Raw genomic sequence first — 18,442 nt, forward strand, 5'->3', positions numbered from 1 at the left:
CTGCTCGAATTGTTTTATTCCATTACTTTTTTTCCACCCATATAAGGTTGCAATACGGTTGGAACAGTGATCGTACCCTCTTCATTTTGATAATTTTCTAAAATAGCAGCGACCGTACGACCAATCGCTAAACCTGATCCATTTAAGGTATGAACAAATTCCGGTTTAGCTTTATCATCTCGACGGAAACGAATGCCTGCCCTGCGTGCTTGAAAGGCTTCAAAATTTGAACAAGAAGAAATCTCCCGATAGGTATTGTTACTTGGCATCCAAACTTCAATATCATATTTCTTAGCTGCTGTAAAGCCTAAGTCCGCTGTACACATACTCATCACTCGATAAGGGAGTTCTAATAATTGTAATACTTTTTCTGCATGGCCTGTTAATTCTTCCAACACTTGATAAGAATCTTCTGGTTTGACAAACTGAACAAGCTCAACTTTATTAAATTGGTGTTGACGAATTAAACCACGTGTATCTCTTCCTGCTGAACCCGCTTCAGAACGAAATGAAGCACTGAAGGCAACAAATTTTTGCGGCAAATCTTTTTCTGATAAAATTTCCTCACGATAATAGTTGGTTACTGGCACTTCGGCTGTCGGAACTAAAAAATATTCCCAATCTTCTATTTTAAAAGCATCTTCAGCAAATTTAGGTAATTGGCCTGTACCTGTCATGCTCATCCGATTAACCATATAGGGTGGAAGCATTTCTTGATAACCATGCTGGTCTGAATGGAGATCCATCATAAAGTTGAGTAAGGCACGTTCTAAGCGAGCACCTAAACCTGTATAAAATACAAAGCGGCTACCTGTTGTTTTAGCTGCACGTTCAAAGTCTAACAGGTTTAAATCCTTTGCAATTTCCCAATGCGGCTTTTGTTCAAAGTCAGGTGTTACTACTTCCCCCCATTGTCTCACCTCAACATTATCATCTTCTGTTTCGCCAATAGGTGTTGATTCATGAGGTATATTAGGAATTGATAACATCATTTGATTAAGTTTGTCCTCTAATTCTCTTAGTTCATCATCAATTTCTTTAATCTGATCGCCAACTGTCCTCATTTCTTTAATCATCATATCGGCATCTTTCTTTTCTCGTTTCAACAAGGCAATTTCTTTTGAAACTTCATTACGTTTTGCCTTTAATTCCTCTGTCTTTGCAATCAACTGTCTTCTCTTGTGATCAATCGCTTCAAATTGATCTAGATCCGATAGATCTTCACCGCGAAACTTTAACTTTTCTTTAACTTCTTGAAAATTTTGACGCAATAATTTAATATCTAACATCTGTTTTCCTCCTTATTTTTACCACCAAATCGTTGTGGCAAATATCTCAATTTTACTTAGACTATTATCGATAAAAATTTAACCTTTTTGATAGGTAAACAAAAAACTCTCGTCCCTAACTAAACATTAGGGACGAGAGTAACTCCCGCGATACCACCCAGATTGAAGAAATAAAATCTTCCGGCTTCTTTAATCATAACGGTTATTATACCGGATATGTTTGCTGACCACATATCACTTAAGGACGGATTCACTATTTTTTCACACTGATTTTCACCAACCATCAGCTCTCTTAATGAGAAAAGTATAGTTACTATTTCCTCTCAACGCATTATCAATATATAATGATTTTTAATTATCATTCATTGAAAAAAATAATTTATACTTAGTTTTACCTAGAACATTATCGTTAAAATCTTAGTCTTTCTGATAGTGTACCGAAAAGACACTTCATTTGCAAGTTTCTTCAAAGATGAGATCATTCAATTTACCATCCGCGATTTTGCATCCGTTCTTCATCAGAAAGTTGGCTAATTTCAATACCTTTCATCGCTGTTCCAAGTCCTTTTGAAATACGTGCTATCAATTCATAATCTTGATAGTTCTCTGTTGCTTTAACAATAGCTCGAGCAAATTTTTCAGGTTGATCTGATTTAAAAATTCCTGACCCAACAAAAACCCCATCTGCTCCTAATTCCATCATTAACGCCGCATCAGCAGGAGTAGCAACACCGCCCGCAGCAAAGTTGGCAACAGGTAAACGTCCATTTTCTTTAATTGTTAATAAAGTTTCATACGGAGCACCTAATTCTTTAGCATAAGTCATCACTTCATCAATTGACATATTGATTAGTTTTCGTATTTGCCCATTTACTTCACGAATGTGACGTACCGCTTCAACAATATTTCCTGTCCCAGGTTCCCCTTTGGTTCGGAGCATCGAGCTCCCTTCACCAATTCGACGAGCTGCTTCACCAAGATCACGACTACCACAAACAAAAGGAACATTATACTCTCTTTTATTTAAATGATACATTTCATCTGCCGGAGTCAAAACTTCACTCTCATCTATATAATCAACACCTAAAGCCTCTAACACACGTGCTTCAACAATATGTCCGATTCGAGCCTTTGCCATAACTGGGATTGATACTGCATTAACAACCTCCTCAACAATTGCTGGATCAGCCATCCGTGCTACACCACCTGCCGCACGAATATCAGAAGGAACGCGTTCAAGTGCCATTACAGCTACTGCACCTGCTTCTTCTGCAATTTTTGCCTGTTCAGCGTTGATTACGTCCATAATAACGCCACCGTTTTGAAAATCAACCTTTTGTTTCATTTTCCTTCCCCCTGTATGACTATTTTTAAAATAAATGGATTGTCGTTATGACTACTTAAATAATTTTGATAAAATAAATTGAAATTTCAAACTTTTTTATTAGCTAATATTTTAGCTTACCTATTGTCTAAACGCAAGTATCTGCTTGTTAAGTCTTTATAAATAAAGAGGCTCAAGGCTTTTTATTTGCCTGAACCTCTAGTTAATTTTAAAACCAACCTGTTACTGTATCAATAACAGTTGAAAATAGTTGACTAAAGAAATCTCCAATTGCACCTATTGTTAACATAAACCAATTATTTTTTTCAACATTTGTCGTTGTGACAAGATCGACCATTTGGTTTTCCTGATCAGATAAAATGTTACCATAATCTGCATCCCCTTGATAGATCAAATGGGCTTCTCCAACCTTTTCTCCTTGTTCAATAGGGGCAACGAGCTTTCCATCCTCAGCTAGCTTGTCCTCATCCCAGACATATTCCAATGAGTAATCATCCTCTTCACCCGCTTGAACAAATGAGGATAATTGATCGGCTAATTCGACACCTACTTGATTCTCTTTTCCCTTCGCTACTTCAATGGTCTCTTGATCATCTAGCTGATAGCCAGCTTCAAACAGTTCCACTGGGGTAAACTCATCAAAACCATAATTTAATAACTTGGCTGTTTCTTCAAAACGAGAGCCATAACTATCTGCTCGCATCACAACAGTAATTAAACGTTGACCATCTCGAACGGCTGTTCCAGTAAAACAATAACCTGCCGTTTCTGTGTGACCTGTTTTTAATCCGTCTACTCCTTCAACATGGTATTGATCAAAGTTTGTATTATTCCATGGGAGCATCCAATTTAAATTTTCTAATGGTTCACCATCTAATTCTGATTCAATCGTACTTGAGAATTCTAAAACCTCTGGGTGATCATTAATTAAGTGGTAAGCTAGAAGTGCAGCCGAACGAGCAGAAATTAGGTTATCACCGTCTGGATCTGTTCCTTCTGGATAATTATCGCCTAAACTAGAATTTGTTAGACCTGTTGAATTCACAAATTCAAAGTCTGTTAAGCCTAATTCTTCTCCTTTTGCGTTCATTTGTTGGACAAACTCACTTTCAGAATTAGCGACTAGTTCAGCTAAAGCAATCGTTGCAGCATTATCAGAGATGATTGCCATCCCCTCATATAACTCTCGTACGGTATAGTCCTTATTTTGTCTTAGACCAATGCCAGAAAAAGACGTATCTGCTGCTATCGAATAAGCATAATCACTAATTTCGGTTGTTGTTTCCCAACTAATTTGCTCTTCGCTAATTGCTTCTAATATTAAGTATTCTGTCATCATCTTAGTCATGCTTGCTGGCGGTAGCTTAATATCAGCATTTTTAGCAAAAAGGATATCACCTGTACTTGCGTCTACTAAAATAGCTGATTCAGCATCTATATCAAGTGATTGTGCATTCACTAAAGGAACATGACCTTGAAATAAACCGAGGAAAAAAGTTAAAGCAATTAAACTAACGATCGTTTTCTTTAAAATTCTCAATTTCTTTACCTCCAAAAAAAGTCTCTTACTTTGACATTTTATCATATTCTATTTCTTTTCGGTATCTACTTTTGTCTGTATTTTTTTCCAACTATTCACTTTTTTATTTTTAAAATGAATTATCTAGTTGAATAAATTTACTGAAATGATTTAGCACATTATCTTGTTGATTGTTGTTTAAAATGATGTTATTCATAATCAAACCACATCACAACGATAGTGCATTTCTTATTATAAATTCTAGCTTATAGTGGCGAAGATTCTTGAATACAATCCAAATTTCCCCTATAAGGATCATACTTAATTATTATTCTAGCCATAATACTCGAATGCATTCGAGTAGACCCTAATGATGTGGGTTTGGGTTGCGAAATGAACATGAAAGCATAAGAATTGTGGGTGTGCCTCGATTCGATGTGATTCTTTAAAAAGGGAAAAGTCCTACTTGTTGACAGTTTAAATAACCTGTTTTTTTGTGCAACCATAGGCAAATCTTTTACTTCGTACCTAACCTAAATGTCCTCAGTTAAATATGATATTGCCTAACTATACGATAGCAAAATTAAAACAGCTGTCACAAGATGTACATTTTGTAACAGCTGCTTAACAACTACACGATCTTATTGGACTGAATAGTTCGGTGCTTCTTTTGTGATTTGAACATCATGTGGATGAGATTCACGTAAGCCTGAACCCGTCATTCGAATAAATTGGCCTTCTTGACGGAAAGTTTCGATATCTTCCACACCACAATAACCCATACTTGCTCGCAAGCCACCCAATAATTGATGAACAGTATCAGTAAGAGGGCCTTTATAAGCAATTCTTCCTTCAATTCCCTCAGGCACAAGTTTTTTCGTATCATTGGTATCTTGGAAGTAACGATCCTTTGAACCAGATTTCATCGCAGATACAGAACCCATTCCTCGGTAAACTTTATAACGGCGGCCTTGGAAAATTTCTGTTTCTCCTGGGCTTTCTGTCACACCTGCAAATAAACTACCAAGCATAACAGCCTTTGCTCCTGCTGCAATAGCTTTAGCAATATCACCAGAGTATTTAATTCCGCCATCAGCGATAACAGGAACATTATATCCATCAGCAACCTTAGCACAATCATAAACAGCTGTTATTTGTGGTACACCTACTCCTGCAACCACTCGTGTTGTACAAATTGAACCTGGTCCTATTCCCACTTTAACAACTGATGCTCCTGCCTCAATTAGTGCTCTCGTTGCCTCACCAGTTGCTACATTGCCAGCAATAATATCTAGATCAGGATATCTATCTCGAACACGTTTAAGTTGATCAATGACGCCCTTTGAATGCCCGTGTGCTGTATCCATTACAAGACAGTCAACACCCGCTTCGACTAATTTATCAACCCGGGTCATTGAATCTGCAGTTATGCCAACAGCTGCTCCACAAAGTAAACGGCCTTGACTATCTTTAGCTGCATTAGGAAATTCAATGACCTTTTCAATATCCTTAATTGTGATAAGACCTTTCAATACTCCTTGCTCATTAATTAAAGGGAGTTTTTCAATTCGATGCTTTTGTAAAATTTTACTTGCTTCATCAAGGGTTGTACCAACTGAAGCTGTAACTAAATTTTCACTTGTCATCACTTCAGAAATTTTAATTGAATAATCCTCAATGAAACGAAGATCTCGATTCGTTAAAATGCCAACTAGAACCTTATCTTCTGGATTATTAACGATAGGAACACCTGAAATTCGGTATTTACTCATCAGATGTTCGGCATCAAATACTTGATTGTCTGGCATTAAGTAGAAAGGATTCGTTATAACGCCACTTTCTGAGCGCTTAACTCGATCAATCAACTCTGCCTGCTCCTCAATCGACATATTCTTATGGATAATGCCTAATCCACCTTGTCTTGCCATTGCAATGGCCATCTCTGCCTCAGTAACAGTATCCATACCAGCACTTAGCAATGGGATATTTAATTTTAACCGTTCTGTTAATTCTGCTTTAATTGAAACATCCCTAGGTAAGACATCAGATTTAGCTGGTATCAGCAAAACATCATCAAATGTTAAACCTTCTTTTGTAAACTTGTCCTCCCTCATTACTCTAACTCCTCCTTTTTCTGAATAACCATGCGATAGCTTTACTTATTGTTAAATACAATACGATAAACACAGCTGTATTTCAAGCCTTTATCGTAGATAAACGAAAATTTTCTTCCTCCTCTTACTCTTTGTTAATGAGCTGATATTTATTAAAAAAACTCCTATTATCTTGATTTTTAGTGGAGCAACTATGGGATCTAGAATGATTAGCTAGCAACATTGAACCTTTCAGCTGCATCTCCAAGTGCAAAAATAGAGCTGTACAACATGACAGCTCTAGATTTACCATATTTCTATCTCTGGATTAAATACTCGATCATTAATTCATCTTGATCAGATAATGACAAAATTTCATGTGTATCATGAATTTGAACAATAAACTCTGGATAGTCCGTAAATGATAAAGCAACAATGGTACCAGTTTGCCCATTTGAAAGGCAAACTTTCTCTTCCAATAAAGCATCTTCCAAGCAAGTGATAAAAACCTTTAAATAACGTGAATCAAATTGACGGTTGATTTCCTTCTGCATTTGGAAAATCACTCGATCAAATGGTTGTTTTTGTTGATGATATCGATCTGATGTCATTGCATGATACGCATCAGCAATTGAGATGATTTTTGTATATGAATGGATCTTATCTTCAGTAATCCCCAATGGATAACCTCGTCCATCAGGCCGTTCATGATGTTGCAAGACAGCTAGCTTTGCTGCTTTTGTTAAAGCCGGGCTCTTTTCTACATAACGATAGGATAAGGTTGAATGTTGCTTAAGCTCTTCAAATTCTGCTTTAGGTAACTTTCCTTTATGTTTAAGTATCCTATGATTAACCTTTGCCATTCCGCTATCGGCAATTAAAGCAGCCATAGCAATTTGAATCGATTCCTGTTCAAAACCTAACCGCTTAGCCAAAAGGGTTGATAACAAACTAATTGCTACACTATGATGATAAGGGTATGTCTCTTTGGTTGCGTAATGATTCACCAAAAAAATTTCACCTTGATGTTCATCTGCTCGTTCAATTAGCGGTACAATTAATTGTCTAACCTCATGAATATCTAATGTCTTCCCACTTTGCCACTGTTTAAACATCCTCGCATAATTAGTAACAACAGCTCGATAATCCTCTAAAAATGTTGATGGTTCCTTTTGAAATGTTTTTTGTTTTGTAGGATCTTCTTTAAAAGGAATGACTTGACTTGGTTTAAAATCTAAGCCATTCGCTAACTTTGAAGCAACTTCTACTTGATCAACTAAAAAACTTTTCAACACTTTAATATGAGTACCTGTTACCACCGTATCTTGAGCGATAATGGGATGGCTCGATTTACTATAAACATCTTTTACAATCACACACTTTTCAACCAACTGATTCGGATGTACATACACACGAACTCACCTGCCTACTTGAACGTTATTCTTCTTGGTTTTTATCATCTAGTTCTTCAATTATTTCTTCTTCTTGTTTAATATGGGCTACAGTGGCTACTTTTTCTTCATCTTGTAAACGAATTAAACGAACCCCTTGCGTATTCCGTCCTGTAATTGAAATATTTTCAATTGGCGTTCTAATGATGACACCTGAAATGGTCATAATCATTAAATCTTCGTTTCCTTTAACGGTTTTTACCGCTACAACATTTCCGGTTTTTTCCGTGATATGAGCTGTGAAAATACCTTTCCCACCTCGATTGGTCACACGGTATTCTTTTTCTTCAGTTCGTTTACCATAACCATTTTCTGTTACGTTCAAAATAAAGGCATCGTCTTCAATAATTTCCATAGACACAACTTCATCATCTTCACGTAATGAAATACCTTTAACCCCTGTTGCAGTTCGACCCATTGAACGGATCTGTTCTTCATCAAATCGAATTAATGAACCATTTCTTGTGGCAATCATGATGTCTTTCGTACCATCTGTCAATTGAACAGAAATAAGTTCATCATCCTCACGTAAATTAAGAGCAATCAGTCCATTTCGTCGAATATTAGCGAATTGGTTTAGGGATGTCCGTTTTGAAATACCGAATTTTGTTGTAAAGAATAAATATCTTTCAGCATCAAATTGTGGAACTGTAATCACGGTATTGACCCATTCATTTTTTTCGACCTCTAGAATGTTAATAATCGGAAGACCTTTAGCTGTTCGACCAAACTCTGGAATCTGATATCCTTTCAAACGATATACTTTTCCTTTGTTAGTAAAGAACAAAATAGTATCATGAGTGGATGTTGAGACAAGATGTTCAACAAAATCATCTTCATTCATATCCATTCCCTGTACTCCGCGACCGCCTCGATTTTGCGTACGATAAGTAGAAGAAGGAAGTCGCTTAATGTAACCGCGATGTGTTAAGCTGACAACGATATCCTCTTCAGGAATCAAATCCTCATCCTCAAAGAAATCCGCTCCGCCTGAAACAATTTCAGTTCGACGAACATCGTTATAACGTGTTTTAATATCCACTAGTTCCTCACGAATAATTTCAAGTAATTTTTCTTCATTAGCTAAAATAGCTTTTAATTCAGCAATAGTTTTTAAAAGCTCTTCATACTCTTCTTCAATTTTCTGGCGCTCTAATCCGGTCAATCGTTGTAAACGCATATCTAGAATGGCTTGTGCTTGTTTTTCCGTTAATTTAAAATTATCGATCAAACCTTGACGTGCAATTTCGGTCGTATTCGATTGACGAATCAAAGTGATAATTTCATCAATATGATCAAGAGCAATTCTTAAACCCTCTAAAATATGGGCTCTAGCCTCAGCCTTATTTAATTCATATTGTGTTCTCCGTCTAATCACATCTTTTTGATGTTCTAAATAATACTCAAGATTTTGTTTTAAATTAAGAACTTTAGGTTGTCCATCGACTAGGGCGAGCATATTGATTCCAAATGATGATTGTAAAGCTGTTTGTTTATACAAGTTATTTAATAAAACATTCGGATTCGCATCTCGACGCAGTTCAATTACTATCCGCATCCCGTTTCGATCGGATTCATCACGTAAATCTGTAATTCCTTCAATTTTCTTATCACGTGCAAGTTCAGCAATTTTTTCAATCAATTTTGCTTTATTGACTTGATAAGGCAATTCAGTTACTAAGATACGGGCTTTTCCATTTTGCTGTTCTTCAATCTCTGCTTTAGCACGAATCGTTATCGATCCCTTACCCGTTTCGAAAGCATTTCTGATTCCAGATCGACCAATAATCGTACCACCTGTTGGGAAATCAGGTCCAAAAATATGATCTTCCATCAGTTCATCAATTGAAATATCAGGATTTTCGCTAACTGCTAACAAAGCATCAATCGTTTCACCTAATTGATGAGGAGGTATATTTGTCGCCATTCCCACAGCAATGCCTGATGTTCCATTGACTAGTAAGTTAGGAAATCGAGCTGGCAGGACTTGAGGTTCTCTTTCAGAACCATCATAGTTATCAATATAATCAATTGTATCTTTATTGATATCACGTAACAATTCCATCGATATTTTAGACATTCTCGCCTCTGTATACCGCATCGCAGCAGCTGGATCACCATCAACTGAACCAAAGTTACCATGCCCATCAACTAACATATAGCGATAGCTAAAATCTTGTGCCATTCTAACCATTGCCTCATACACAGCTGAATCACCATGTGGGTGATACTTACCAATAACATCACCAACAATACGGGCAGATTTTTTAAACGCTTTGTCCGCATGCATACCTAAATCGTTCATTGAATATAATATTCTTCTCTGTACTGGCTTTAAACCATCACGAACATCAGGAATCGCTCGTGAAACAATAACACTCATCGCATAATCCAAAAAGGACGTACGCATTTCTTTTCCTATATTTATTTCCTGTACCTGGGGACGTTGATTATCCACCATCCAAATACCTCCTATCAAACTGAGGACACTAATATACTTACTTAACATTCAAAGCTATCTTATACATTTCAGTCTTACCTAAAAGTCTCTTCGTTTTCAACGAACGTAACTTCAGCTAAGTAAAAAGAGCCAATGAATGAGGTTCCTCGAAAATACAAAACCATTTTCATTATGTGATATATCGCTGACGAAGCCTTTCTCAACCTGTAGAAATAGATCTTACTTGAAGCTAACTCTGTTAGGGATCTAGTTAAAAAAGACAAGCTAAACCCGATACTTTGTATGCCTCTGTGTTCATGGAATGAAAATCTATTATCTGTTGGAATAATTAAACATTCAAAATGAGCTACTTAAATATCTAAGTTCTTCACATAAATCGCATTTTCTTGAATAAATTCGCGACGTGGTTCTACTCGATCACCCATCAACATATCAAATATTTGATCGGCTTCAATCGCATCATTAAGTTGAACTTGTAATAAAGTCCGGTTATCTGGGTCCATTGTTGTTTCCCACAATTGTTCAGCATTCATTTCTCCAAGACCTTTATAACGCTGCAAACCTGGTTTAGGCTGTTTTGGTAATTCATTAAGAATAAATTGCATTTCATTCTCATCATAGGCATAATGAACAACTTTCCCCTGTTGAATTTTATAAAGGGGTGGCTGAGCAATATAAATATAGCCATGGTCAATTAATGGGCGCATAAATCGATAGAAAAAGGTTAATAATAAAGTTCGAATATGTGCACCATCAACGTCAGCATCTGTCATAATGACAACCTTATGGTATCTAGCTTTGGAAATATCGAAATCTTCACCAATTCCCGTCCCCATTGCCGTGATCATCGATCGAATTTCATTATTTGATAAAATACGATCAAGTCGTGCTTTTTCAACATTAAGAATTTTACCTCTTAAAGGCAAAATAGCTTGAAAATGACGGTCACGACCCTGCTTAGCAGAACCCCCAGCAGAATCACCCTCAACGATATACAGTTCACTAATTAAAGCATCACGAGAAGAACAATCTGCTAATTTACCGGGTAAATTAGAAATCTCTAAGGCACCTTTTCTTCTTGTTAATTCACGAGCCTTTTTCGCTGCCATTCTTGCACGTGAAGCCATTAATCCTTTATCAACAATAATTCTAGCCGTATCAGGATTTTCAAATAAAAATTGGGAAAACAATTCACTAAAGGCTGAATCTGTGATTGTACGTGTCTCACTATTACCAAGCTTTGTCTTCGTTTGACCTTCGAATTGAGGATCAGGATGTTTGATCGAAATTATAGCTGTTAAACCTTCTCGAACATCGTCTCCAGATAGATTAGGATCATTTTCTTTGAATAAATTTTTCTTTCGTGCATAGTCATTAATCACTCGAGTCAAGCCAGTTTTAAATCCTGACTCATGCATTCCACCCTCATAAGTATGAATATTGTTGGCGAACGAATAAATATTATTGGCAAAACCATTATTGTACTGGATGGCCACTTCTACAATCACTTCTTGTTCTTCCTTTTCCGCAAAGAACGGTTCGTGCAGGACTTCTTTCGAGTGATTTAAATATTCGACATACTCTTTAATACCACCCTCGTAATAAAAACTCTCTTTTTTCTCTTGATCCACTCGCTTATCTTCAATACTCATTTTTAAGCCTTTATTTAAAAAGGCAAGCTCGCGAATGCGGTAAACTAATGTATCATAATCAAATTGAATTGAATCTGTAAAAATTTCTGGATCGGGACTGAAGTGTACACGTGTCCCTGTCAAATCAGTCTCACCGATAACTTTAATTTCTGTGTTTAAAACACCACGCTTAAAATCTAAATAATAGATCTTTCCATCACGGTGAACAAAGACCTCTAGTGATGTTGATAGGGCGTTTACAACTGAAGCACCAACACCATGTAAGCCCCCAGATACTTTATAACCTGAACCATCAAACTTACCACCAGCATGTAAAACCGTCATAATAACTTCAACAGCTGGACGACCCATTTTTTCCTGAATACCAACTGGAATCCCACGACCATTATCAACGACCGTAATACTATTGTCTTGTTCAATCACAACTTCAATATGGTCGCAGTAACCTGCCAATGCTTCATCAATACTATTATCAACAATTTCCCAAACAAGGTGATGAAGTCCTTTCTCACTTGTTGAACCAATATACATACTTGGTCGCTTACGAACTGCCTCTAAACCCTCTAATACTTGAATTTGATTCTCATCATATTGCTGTTCATTAAATGCATTCTCTTCCATTGCCAATTGATTCACCTACACTTTTCCTTTAGACCTAGCTGCTATCATGGGTCTGATATTTTCTATTATAAAACCGATCATGATTTGTTGTCATTTAACTAATCAAACGTCTCACTATCTGTATAATCATCTAAATGATCTAGCATCATATTAAGACTCGATCGTTTCTTTAACGTTAGAATAGAAAGGGGACTATAGTACATGCAGTCCTTTGTCACAATAATTGTTTTTGTCTCATCTTTTATGTCTGGCGTACTTTCTTGTTCTTGCTGATACTCAATCATCTCTCCATTTATCGATGATGACTCAACGTATTGTTGGTCAATCATTACAATCACATCTTCAGAGCTAATGATTTGATCATCACCTATATGAATAAACATTATTTAACCTCTTTTCTGATTGGATATCACTCCGTTTTTAACATAAAAAAGATCAGCTTTTTTAATTGTTTCATGTTGAATATCACTGACACTTGTTGTTGATACGAAGGTCTGTACTTTATCTTGTATTGTATCAAGTAGATGAGATTGTCGATATTGATCAAGTTCACTCAATACATCGTCTAGTAAAAGAACAGGATATTCACCAACCTCATGTTTTATTAATTCAATCTCTGCTAATTTTAATGATAGGGCTGTTGTTCGTTGTTGACCTTGTGAACCATATTTTTGGACATCTCGGCCATTCACAGAGAATAAAAGATCATCCCGATGGGGGCCATACAATGTACTGCCACGGTCTATTTCCTTTGAATGATTTTCTTTAAATTTTTCATGGTATATATTGCTTATTTTTTCCTTATCTTCACTTTCTAATACATCAATCGTTGGATCATATGAAATCATTAGTTCTTCTTGTTCTTGACTTATTCTGTTATGAATGGGGATCGCCCAACGTCTAAGCCATTGTAAAAATAAAAATCTCTTTTCTATGATTATACTCGCATGCTCTATTAATTGTTCAGTCAGAACAGCTAACATTGTTAAGTTATCTGTTTTTCTACGTTGCAAATCTTTCAACAAATGATTTCGTTGTTTCAATATCTTTTGATATTGTCCTAAATGATAAATGTATACGGGCTGAATTTGTCCAATTTCCATATCAATAAAACGTCTTCTAATCTGTGGACTACCCTTAACTAAGTTAAGATCTTCTGGCGCAAACATGACAACATTTAGCGCACCTATGTAATCACTAAGACGTCTTTGTTCTAAATGATTAAGTTTTGCTTTTTTCCCTTTTGAAGAAAATTGCATTTCAAGAGGAAATTGATAGTTTCTTTTAATAACTGTACCTTCTATTTTAGCATAGTTTTGATCCCATTGAATAAGTTCTTTATCTTTTGACGTTCGATAAGATCTGGTAAAGGCTAATACATAAATAGCCTCCATTAAATTTGTCTTCCCTTGTGCATTCTCGCCTATGATGACATTGATTCGATCTTGAAATGATATGTCAACATTATCATAATTACGATAATGCGATAATTTAATATTTTTAATATACATTTAGATCATGCCTACCTTTTCATTAAGAAGACCAGGTAGTCTACTCTTTTACAATACGAAAAGTGCCTACATCTTCTATTTCAACTTGATCACCTGGGTACAATTTTCGACCTCGTCGTTGATCTGACTCGCCATTGATTTGAACCGTAAATTCTGCTAGAAAAATTTTGACACTTCCTCCTGAATCAACAACATTTGCTAATTTTAAAAATTTGCCGAGCTGAATATACTCTGTCTGAATGATAATATCTTCAACCTGCATCTTAATAGCTCCTTCATCTTTATCGTCATAACTTGTGTTAGCTTATGCATCCTTTATCTATTTTACTAAAGATTGTGAGATTAGCAAAGTACTCCATTAAGTTCATCGCGTTAGTTTGGTCTAAAAAATAAAATAGAGTGTGAATCACACTCTATTTTTTAACCTTTAAAACGTTCTGACTGGTAATATTAATTGTAAAATATGATCATCCTGATCTGGTTTAATAATAAATGGTCGCATTGCCCCAGTAAAGTCAATTTTTACATATTCTGACTCAATAATTCTTAAAGCATCAATCATATATTTTGCACTAAATGAAATTTTTAATTCTTCACCTTCGATGGTGTCAGTATTTACTTCTTCACTTACTTGTCCAACTTCAGGTGTATGACTACTAATTTCTAATCGGTTATCTTTTTTGGTTTCAAGTTTGACAACATTATTTTTATTTTCCTTTGCCAATAATGACGCACGGTCAATAGCTTGCAACAATTCCTTTGTTTTAGTTAAAACAGTTGTTTTACTTTGATCAGGGATTAGCCTTGATGTTTCAGGATAATTTCCATCTAATAAGCGAGATAGAAAGTATAAATTTTTAGTTTGGAATAGAATTTGATTTTCTGTCACGCTGATCATCATTGACTCATCATTATCTTCAATAATTTTATTCAACTCAACTAAGCTTTTCCCTGGTATAACAACATTTTTGAACGTCAACTGATTATCTTCTAAATTAACGGGAAGATTTCTTGATGCTAAACGATGACTGTCAGTTGCGACAAAATTTAACTGATTATCTTCTAACTGCATATTTACGCCTGTTAGAATAGGCCGAGTTTCAACAGTTGATACAGCAAAAACAGTTTGTTTGATTAATTCTTTTAATAGATCATTTGATAATTCAAAACTATTATCTGTATGTAATACAGGGAGCTGTGGATATTCCATCGCATCTTGTCCATTTAAATGAAATTCGGATCCTCCTGAATGAATTGTAACTTGAAAGTCCTCTGATGTATTTATTTCAACAGTTTTTAAGGGAAGTTTTCTAATAATATCTGGAAAATATCTAGCTTGAACAACAATACTACCAGATTCAATATCTTCTACATTTATAACCCCATTTTCCTCGACTGGAATAAATGATTCGATTGAAATATCTGAGTCACTACCTGTTAATTTTATGCCTTCTTTTGTCGCTTCAATTTTGATCCCTGTTAAGATCGGAATGGTTACTCTTGAAGAGATAGCTTTCATTACATGTTGAATACTTTCGAGTAATAATTCTCTTTGAATTGTAAATTTCATAAAAAAAACTCCTCCTAATGAAAGTCTATTATATATTAATTATTAATAAAAAAATAGTAGTAATAGTAATAGGGACTGTGATTATGTGGATAACAAATAAAAACGTGTAAAACAAATAGTTATCCACTTGTGGACAGACTGTTAATAATTACGAACACTTATTCAGATTATACACATGTTAATTATTTTTAAATCGATTTTAGTTGATTGATTATTTCTTCTATTTCCTGATTTAATAATTGATCTTCAGTCATTAAACGAGAGATCTTTTCGTGAGCATGTAATACTGTTGTATGGTCTCGTCCGCCAAATTCTTCTCCGATTTTAGGTAGAGAAAGGTCAGTGAGCTCTCGTGATAGATACATCGCAATTTGTCTAGGGAATGCAACAGACCTTGTTCTTTTTTTGGCAGCAAATTCTTCTAATTTAATATTATACTTTTCAGCGACTAACTCTTGTATGGTAGCAGCTGTGATCATTTTTGGACGAGAGCTAGGAATAATATCTTTCAATGCTTCAGCAGCCAATGATGCGTCAATATCTTGGTTTATTAGTGATGAATATGCAACAACACGGATTAATGCTCCTTCTAGTTCCCGAATATTAGTATCGATTTGATTGGCAATATACAGCATGACTTCATTAGGAATATCAAGACCATCAGCTTTAGCCTTTTTACGAAGAATGGCTATTCTTGTTTCTAAATCTGGCGGTGTAATATCTGTTATTAATCCCCATTCAAATCGAGAACGAAGTCGATCCTCTAATGTTGGAATCTCCTTTGGTGGTCGATCACTAGAAATAATAATTTGCTTACTTTCTTCATGTAATGTATTAAATGTATGGAAAAATTCTTCTTGTGTCTGTTCTTTTCCTGCTAAAAATTGAATATCATCAACTAATAGAATATCTACATTTCGATATTTATTTCTGAAGTTTTCAGCTTTGTTATCCCGAATAGAGTTGATAAATTCGTTAGTGAATTTTTCAGATGATAAATAAACTACTTTGGCATCTGGATTATGTTTAATTATATAATGCCCAATGGCATGCATTAAGTGTGTTTTCCCTAACCCAACTCCACCATAAATAAAAAGAGGGTTATAAGCTTTGGCTGGTGCTTCTGCAACAGCTAATGAGGCAGCATGCGCAAAACGGTTACCAGAGCCAATCACAAAAGAATCAAATGTATATTTATCGTTTAACATTGTTTTGGATCGATGATAGTTTTCATTATTGACGACTGATGGTTTTCGATTTATTTTATTCTTTTTTTCTTCAACCTTTTTTTCATCGTCTGGAAGAACGAAGACTGTTTTTAGTCTAGTTCCTGCTACTTCAAAAATGGCATCCGAGACAAGATTGGTATAAGTTCTTTCTAACCAATCACGGGTAAATTCATTAGGAGCAGTAACAATTAATGTATCACCAGATATTTTATTAGCTTTAGTATTTTTAAACCAAGTTTCAAAGCTTTCACCCGCTACCTTTTCTTTTACATAAGATAGCGTACTTATCCATAATTCTTCAATATTTTCCATCAATAAGCCCCTTTCTCTTTGATAGAAACTTCAATTGGCGAGGGTTTTACATCCCAATTGGCAGTACCTATAACTATGTACCAAAGGTGATCCGCTCCGAGTGTTTACCTTTAGTCATTAAAAAATTATTGATCTGAAATTAAGATGGGATAAAAAAATCAGATAAAAAACCTCTCGCCATCTATTTCATAAATGAAAATAGATCGAAAGGTTTACTGTTGATGTGAATGTATAAATCGTTTTATAATTATATTTATACAGTTATTCACAAGCCTGTTAGTAATTCAATCTACATAGATGTGAATAACTATCCACAGCTTATCCACGTTCTGTGGATAGTCTTTCACAGAATAAAATATTTTTCTAAATTGTTAACAATAATATTAGCAAAAAACGATAGAATTTGCAAGGTGATTCGACACTTATCCACAATTTCTCACATATGTTTTTAAAAATCATCCACAGGTAGTTAATATGTTATTTATTTGTCTATATCTTGTGTGGATATTTTTTATATGTTTATTTTGACTTGAATAATTTGTGGACAAGTTGTTAAGATTAAGTAGCTTTAAATTTTTGCTGAATAATATAAATCAATAGCTTGTTAACAATAATATTAAAACTAACTTATTATTGTAGATAAACTTAAAAACCGAATTCTTGTTGACAGATAAAGAAGTTTTTACGTATAATGTATTAGGTTAGGCAGTGTTATAGTTGATTTTTAATTCCTCAGGGGGTGTAATATAATATGAAACGCACATTTCAACCGAAAAACCGTCAACGTAAAAAAGTTCACGGATTTCGTTCACGTATGAGTACAAAAAACGGGCGTAATGTTTTGGCTCGTCGACGTAAAAAGGGAAGAAAAGTATTATCAGCATAGGCCACTGACAACATTTCAGTGGTCTTTTTTCCACTTATAGAAGGGAAAATGGGTAGGAGATGGAGGGAATACAGTTTGCGTAAACAACATCGATTAAAATCAAATAATGATTTTCAAAAAGTCTTCAAACATGGTCAATCATTTGCAAATCGACAACTAGTCCTGTATTATCTTCCAAAGCATGATCAATCATATTTTAAAGTAGGACTATCTGTTTCAAAGAAAATTGGAAATGCTGTGGTCAGAAATCAAGTCAAACGTTATCTTAGACAAGCTTTTCATGAATTGGAAGCAGACATTAAGCAGTCATATGATTTTGTGATCATTGCTCGAAAGCCAACGAAAGATATGAATTTTTATCAAATAAAAAAAAGTTTGACTCATGTGTTATCAAAATCAAAATTATTTTTGTAAGTAGAAAATTACTCAAATAAAAATATCCATGCTTGTTTGTAGTATTAATGATAAGATAATGATAAAATAACAAATGAGTTTTACATATA

At 35.0% G+C, this 18,442-nt stretch carries 14 protein-coding genes and 1 other annotated feature; of the genes, 2 read left to right on the forward strand and 12 right to left on the reverse strand.

Translation table 11 applies throughout. From position 1 onward, the window contains the following. Nucleotides 1-14: 14 nt before the first annotated feature. The 12 genes from serS to dnaA form a co-directional block, all read right to left on the reverse strand. Entirely contained in the window at nt 15-1,289 is a 1,275-nt protein-coding gene (gene serS / locus ACS127_RS05150) for a serine--tRNA ligase (protein WP_440897363.1), read from the reverse strand. Between the two features lie 125 nt (nt 1,290-1,414). Further along, nucleotides 1,415-1,625 (reverse strand) — a binding site (T-box leader). A gap of 151 nt (nt 1,626-1,776) precedes the next feature. Further along, nucleotides 1,777-2,634 (reverse strand): pyridoxal 5'-phosphate synthase lyase subunit PdxS, encoded by an 858-nt coding sequence (pdxS, locus tag ACS127_RS05155; protein ID WP_440897364.1) that lies wholly within the window; start codon nt 2,632-2,634, stop codon nt 1,777-1,779. Nucleotides 2,635-2,842: 208 nt separating this feature from the next. After that, the gene (locus ACS127_RS05160) at nt 2,843-4,174 is read right to left on the reverse strand and encodes a D-alanyl-D-alanine carboxypeptidase family protein (RefSeq protein ID WP_440897365.1); all 1,332 of its coding nucleotides are present in this window, start codon (nt 4,172-4,174) and stop codon (nt 2,843-2,845) included. Nucleotides 4,175-4,794: 620 nt separating this feature from the next. Next, nucleotides 4,795-6,267: an IMP dehydrogenase gene (gene guaB / locus ACS127_RS05165; RefSeq protein WP_440897366.1), complete on the reverse strand. Its 1,473-nt coding sequence runs from the start codon at nt 6,265-6,267 to the stop codon at nt 4,795-4,797. A 296-nt stretch (nt 6,268-6,563) separates the two neighbouring features. Beyond that, entirely contained in the window at nt 6,564-7,658 is a 1,095-nt protein-coding gene (locus tag ACS127_RS05170; RefSeq protein WP_440897367.1) for an HD-GYP domain-containing protein, read from the reverse strand. Nucleotides 7,659-7,683: 25 nt separating this feature from the next. After that, entirely contained in the window at nt 7,684-10,158 is a 2,475-nt protein-coding gene (gyrA, locus tag ACS127_RS05175; protein ID WP_440897368.1) for a DNA gyrase subunit A, read from the reverse strand. Nucleotides 10,159-10,508: 350 nt separating this feature from the next. Next, on the reverse strand, nt 10,509-12,431 hold the full coding sequence (gene gyrB / locus ACS127_RS05180) for a DNA topoisomerase (ATP-hydrolyzing) subunit B (RefSeq protein ID WP_440898081.1): 1,923 nt from the start codon (nt 12,429-12,431) through the stop codon (nt 10,509-10,511). A gap of 98 nt (nt 12,432-12,529) precedes the next feature. Continuing rightward, nucleotides 12,530-12,814 (reverse strand): extracellular matrix regulator RemB, encoded by a 285-nt coding sequence (remB, locus tag ACS127_RS05185; RefSeq protein ID WP_440897369.1) that lies wholly within the window; start codon nt 12,812-12,814, stop codon nt 12,530-12,532. A gap of 3 nt (nt 12,815-12,817) precedes the next feature. Beyond that, complete coding sequence (gene recF, locus ACS127_RS05190) at nt 12,818-13,942, reverse strand: DNA replication/repair protein RecF (RefSeq protein ID WP_440897370.1); 1,125 nt, start codon at nt 13,940-13,942, stop codon at nt 12,818-12,820. Nucleotides 13,943-13,982: 40 nt separating this feature from the next. Beyond that, entirely contained in the window at nt 13,983-14,204 is a 222-nt protein-coding gene (gene yaaA, locus ACS127_RS05195) for a S4 domain-containing protein YaaA (protein ID WP_440897371.1), read from the reverse strand. Between the two features lie 165 nt (nt 14,205-14,369). Further along, nucleotides 14,370-15,512: a DNA polymerase III subunit beta gene (gene dnaN / locus ACS127_RS05200; protein WP_440897372.1), complete on the reverse strand. Its 1,143-nt coding sequence runs from the start codon at nt 15,510-15,512 to the stop codon at nt 14,370-14,372. A gap of 188 nt (nt 15,513-15,700) precedes the next feature. Beyond that, nucleotides 15,701-17,053, reverse strand: coding sequence for a chromosomal replication initiator protein DnaA (dnaA, locus tag ACS127_RS05205; RefSeq protein ID WP_440897373.1), 1,353 nt, complete (start codon nt 17,051-17,053; stop codon nt 15,701-15,703). Between the two features lie 751 nt (nt 17,054-17,804). On the opposite strand from dnaA, the gene rpmH reads away from it, so the two are divergent. Together rpmH and rnpA are read left to right on the forward strand one after the other, a co-directional pair. Beyond that, entirely contained in the window at nt 17,805-17,939 is a 135-nt protein-coding gene (gene rpmH, locus ACS127_RS05210; protein ID WP_216399144.1) for a 50S ribosomal protein L34, read from the forward strand. Between the two features lie 75 nt (nt 17,940-18,014). Then, nucleotides 18,015-18,353 carry a ribonuclease P protein component gene (gene rnpA, locus ACS127_RS05215; protein WP_440897374.1) on the forward strand — a complete coding sequence of 113 codons (339 nt, stop codon included), beginning with the start codon at nt 18,015-18,017 and terminating at the stop codon, nt 18,351-18,353. Nucleotides 18,354-18,442: the final 89 nt, after the last annotated feature.

Source organism: Amphibacillus sp. Q70 (assembly GCF_052055485.1).
Lineage (GTDB): Bacteria > Bacillota > Bacilli > Bacillales > Amphibacillaceae > Amphibacillus.

Coding starts and splice junctions, on each gene's coding strand:
- yaaA (WP_440897371.1), bottom strand. CDS start 14,204: ATGCAGGTTGAAGATATTATCATTCAGACAGAGTATATTCAGCTCGGC.
- rpmH (WP_216399144.1), top strand. CDS start 17,805: ATGAAACGCACATTTCAACCGAAAAACCGTCAACGTAAAAAAGTTCAC.
- serS (WP_440897363.1), bottom strand. CDS start 1,289: ATGTTAGATATTAAATTATTGCGTCAAAATTTTCAAGAAGTTAAAGAA.
- gyrA (WP_440897368.1), bottom strand. CDS start 10,158: ATGGTGGATAATCAACGTCCCCAGGTACAGGAAATAAATATAGGAAAA.
- guaB (WP_440897366.1), bottom strand. CDS start 6,267: ATGAGGGAGGACAAGTTTACAAAAGAAGGTTTAACATTTGATGATGTT.
- recF (WP_440897370.1), bottom strand. CDS start 13,942: ATGTATATTAAAAATATTAAATTATCGCATTATCGTAATTATGATAAT.
- remB (WP_440897369.1), bottom strand. CDS start 12,814: ATGTTTATTCATATAGGTGATGATCAAATCATTAGCTCTGAAGATGTG.
- dnaN (WP_440897372.1), bottom strand. CDS start 15,512: ATGAAATTTACAATTCAAAGAGAATTATTACTCGAAAGTATTCAACAT.
- gyrB (WP_440898081.1), bottom strand. CDS start 12,431: ATGGAAGAGAATGCATTTAATGAACAGCAATATGATGAGAATCAAATT.
- dnaA (WP_440897373.1), bottom strand. CDS start 17,053: ATGGAAAATATTGAAGAATTATGGATAAGTACGCTATCTTATGTAAAA.
- pdxS (WP_440897364.1), bottom strand. CDS start 2,634: ATGAAACAAAAGGTTGATTTTCAAAACGGTGGCGTTATTATGGACGTA.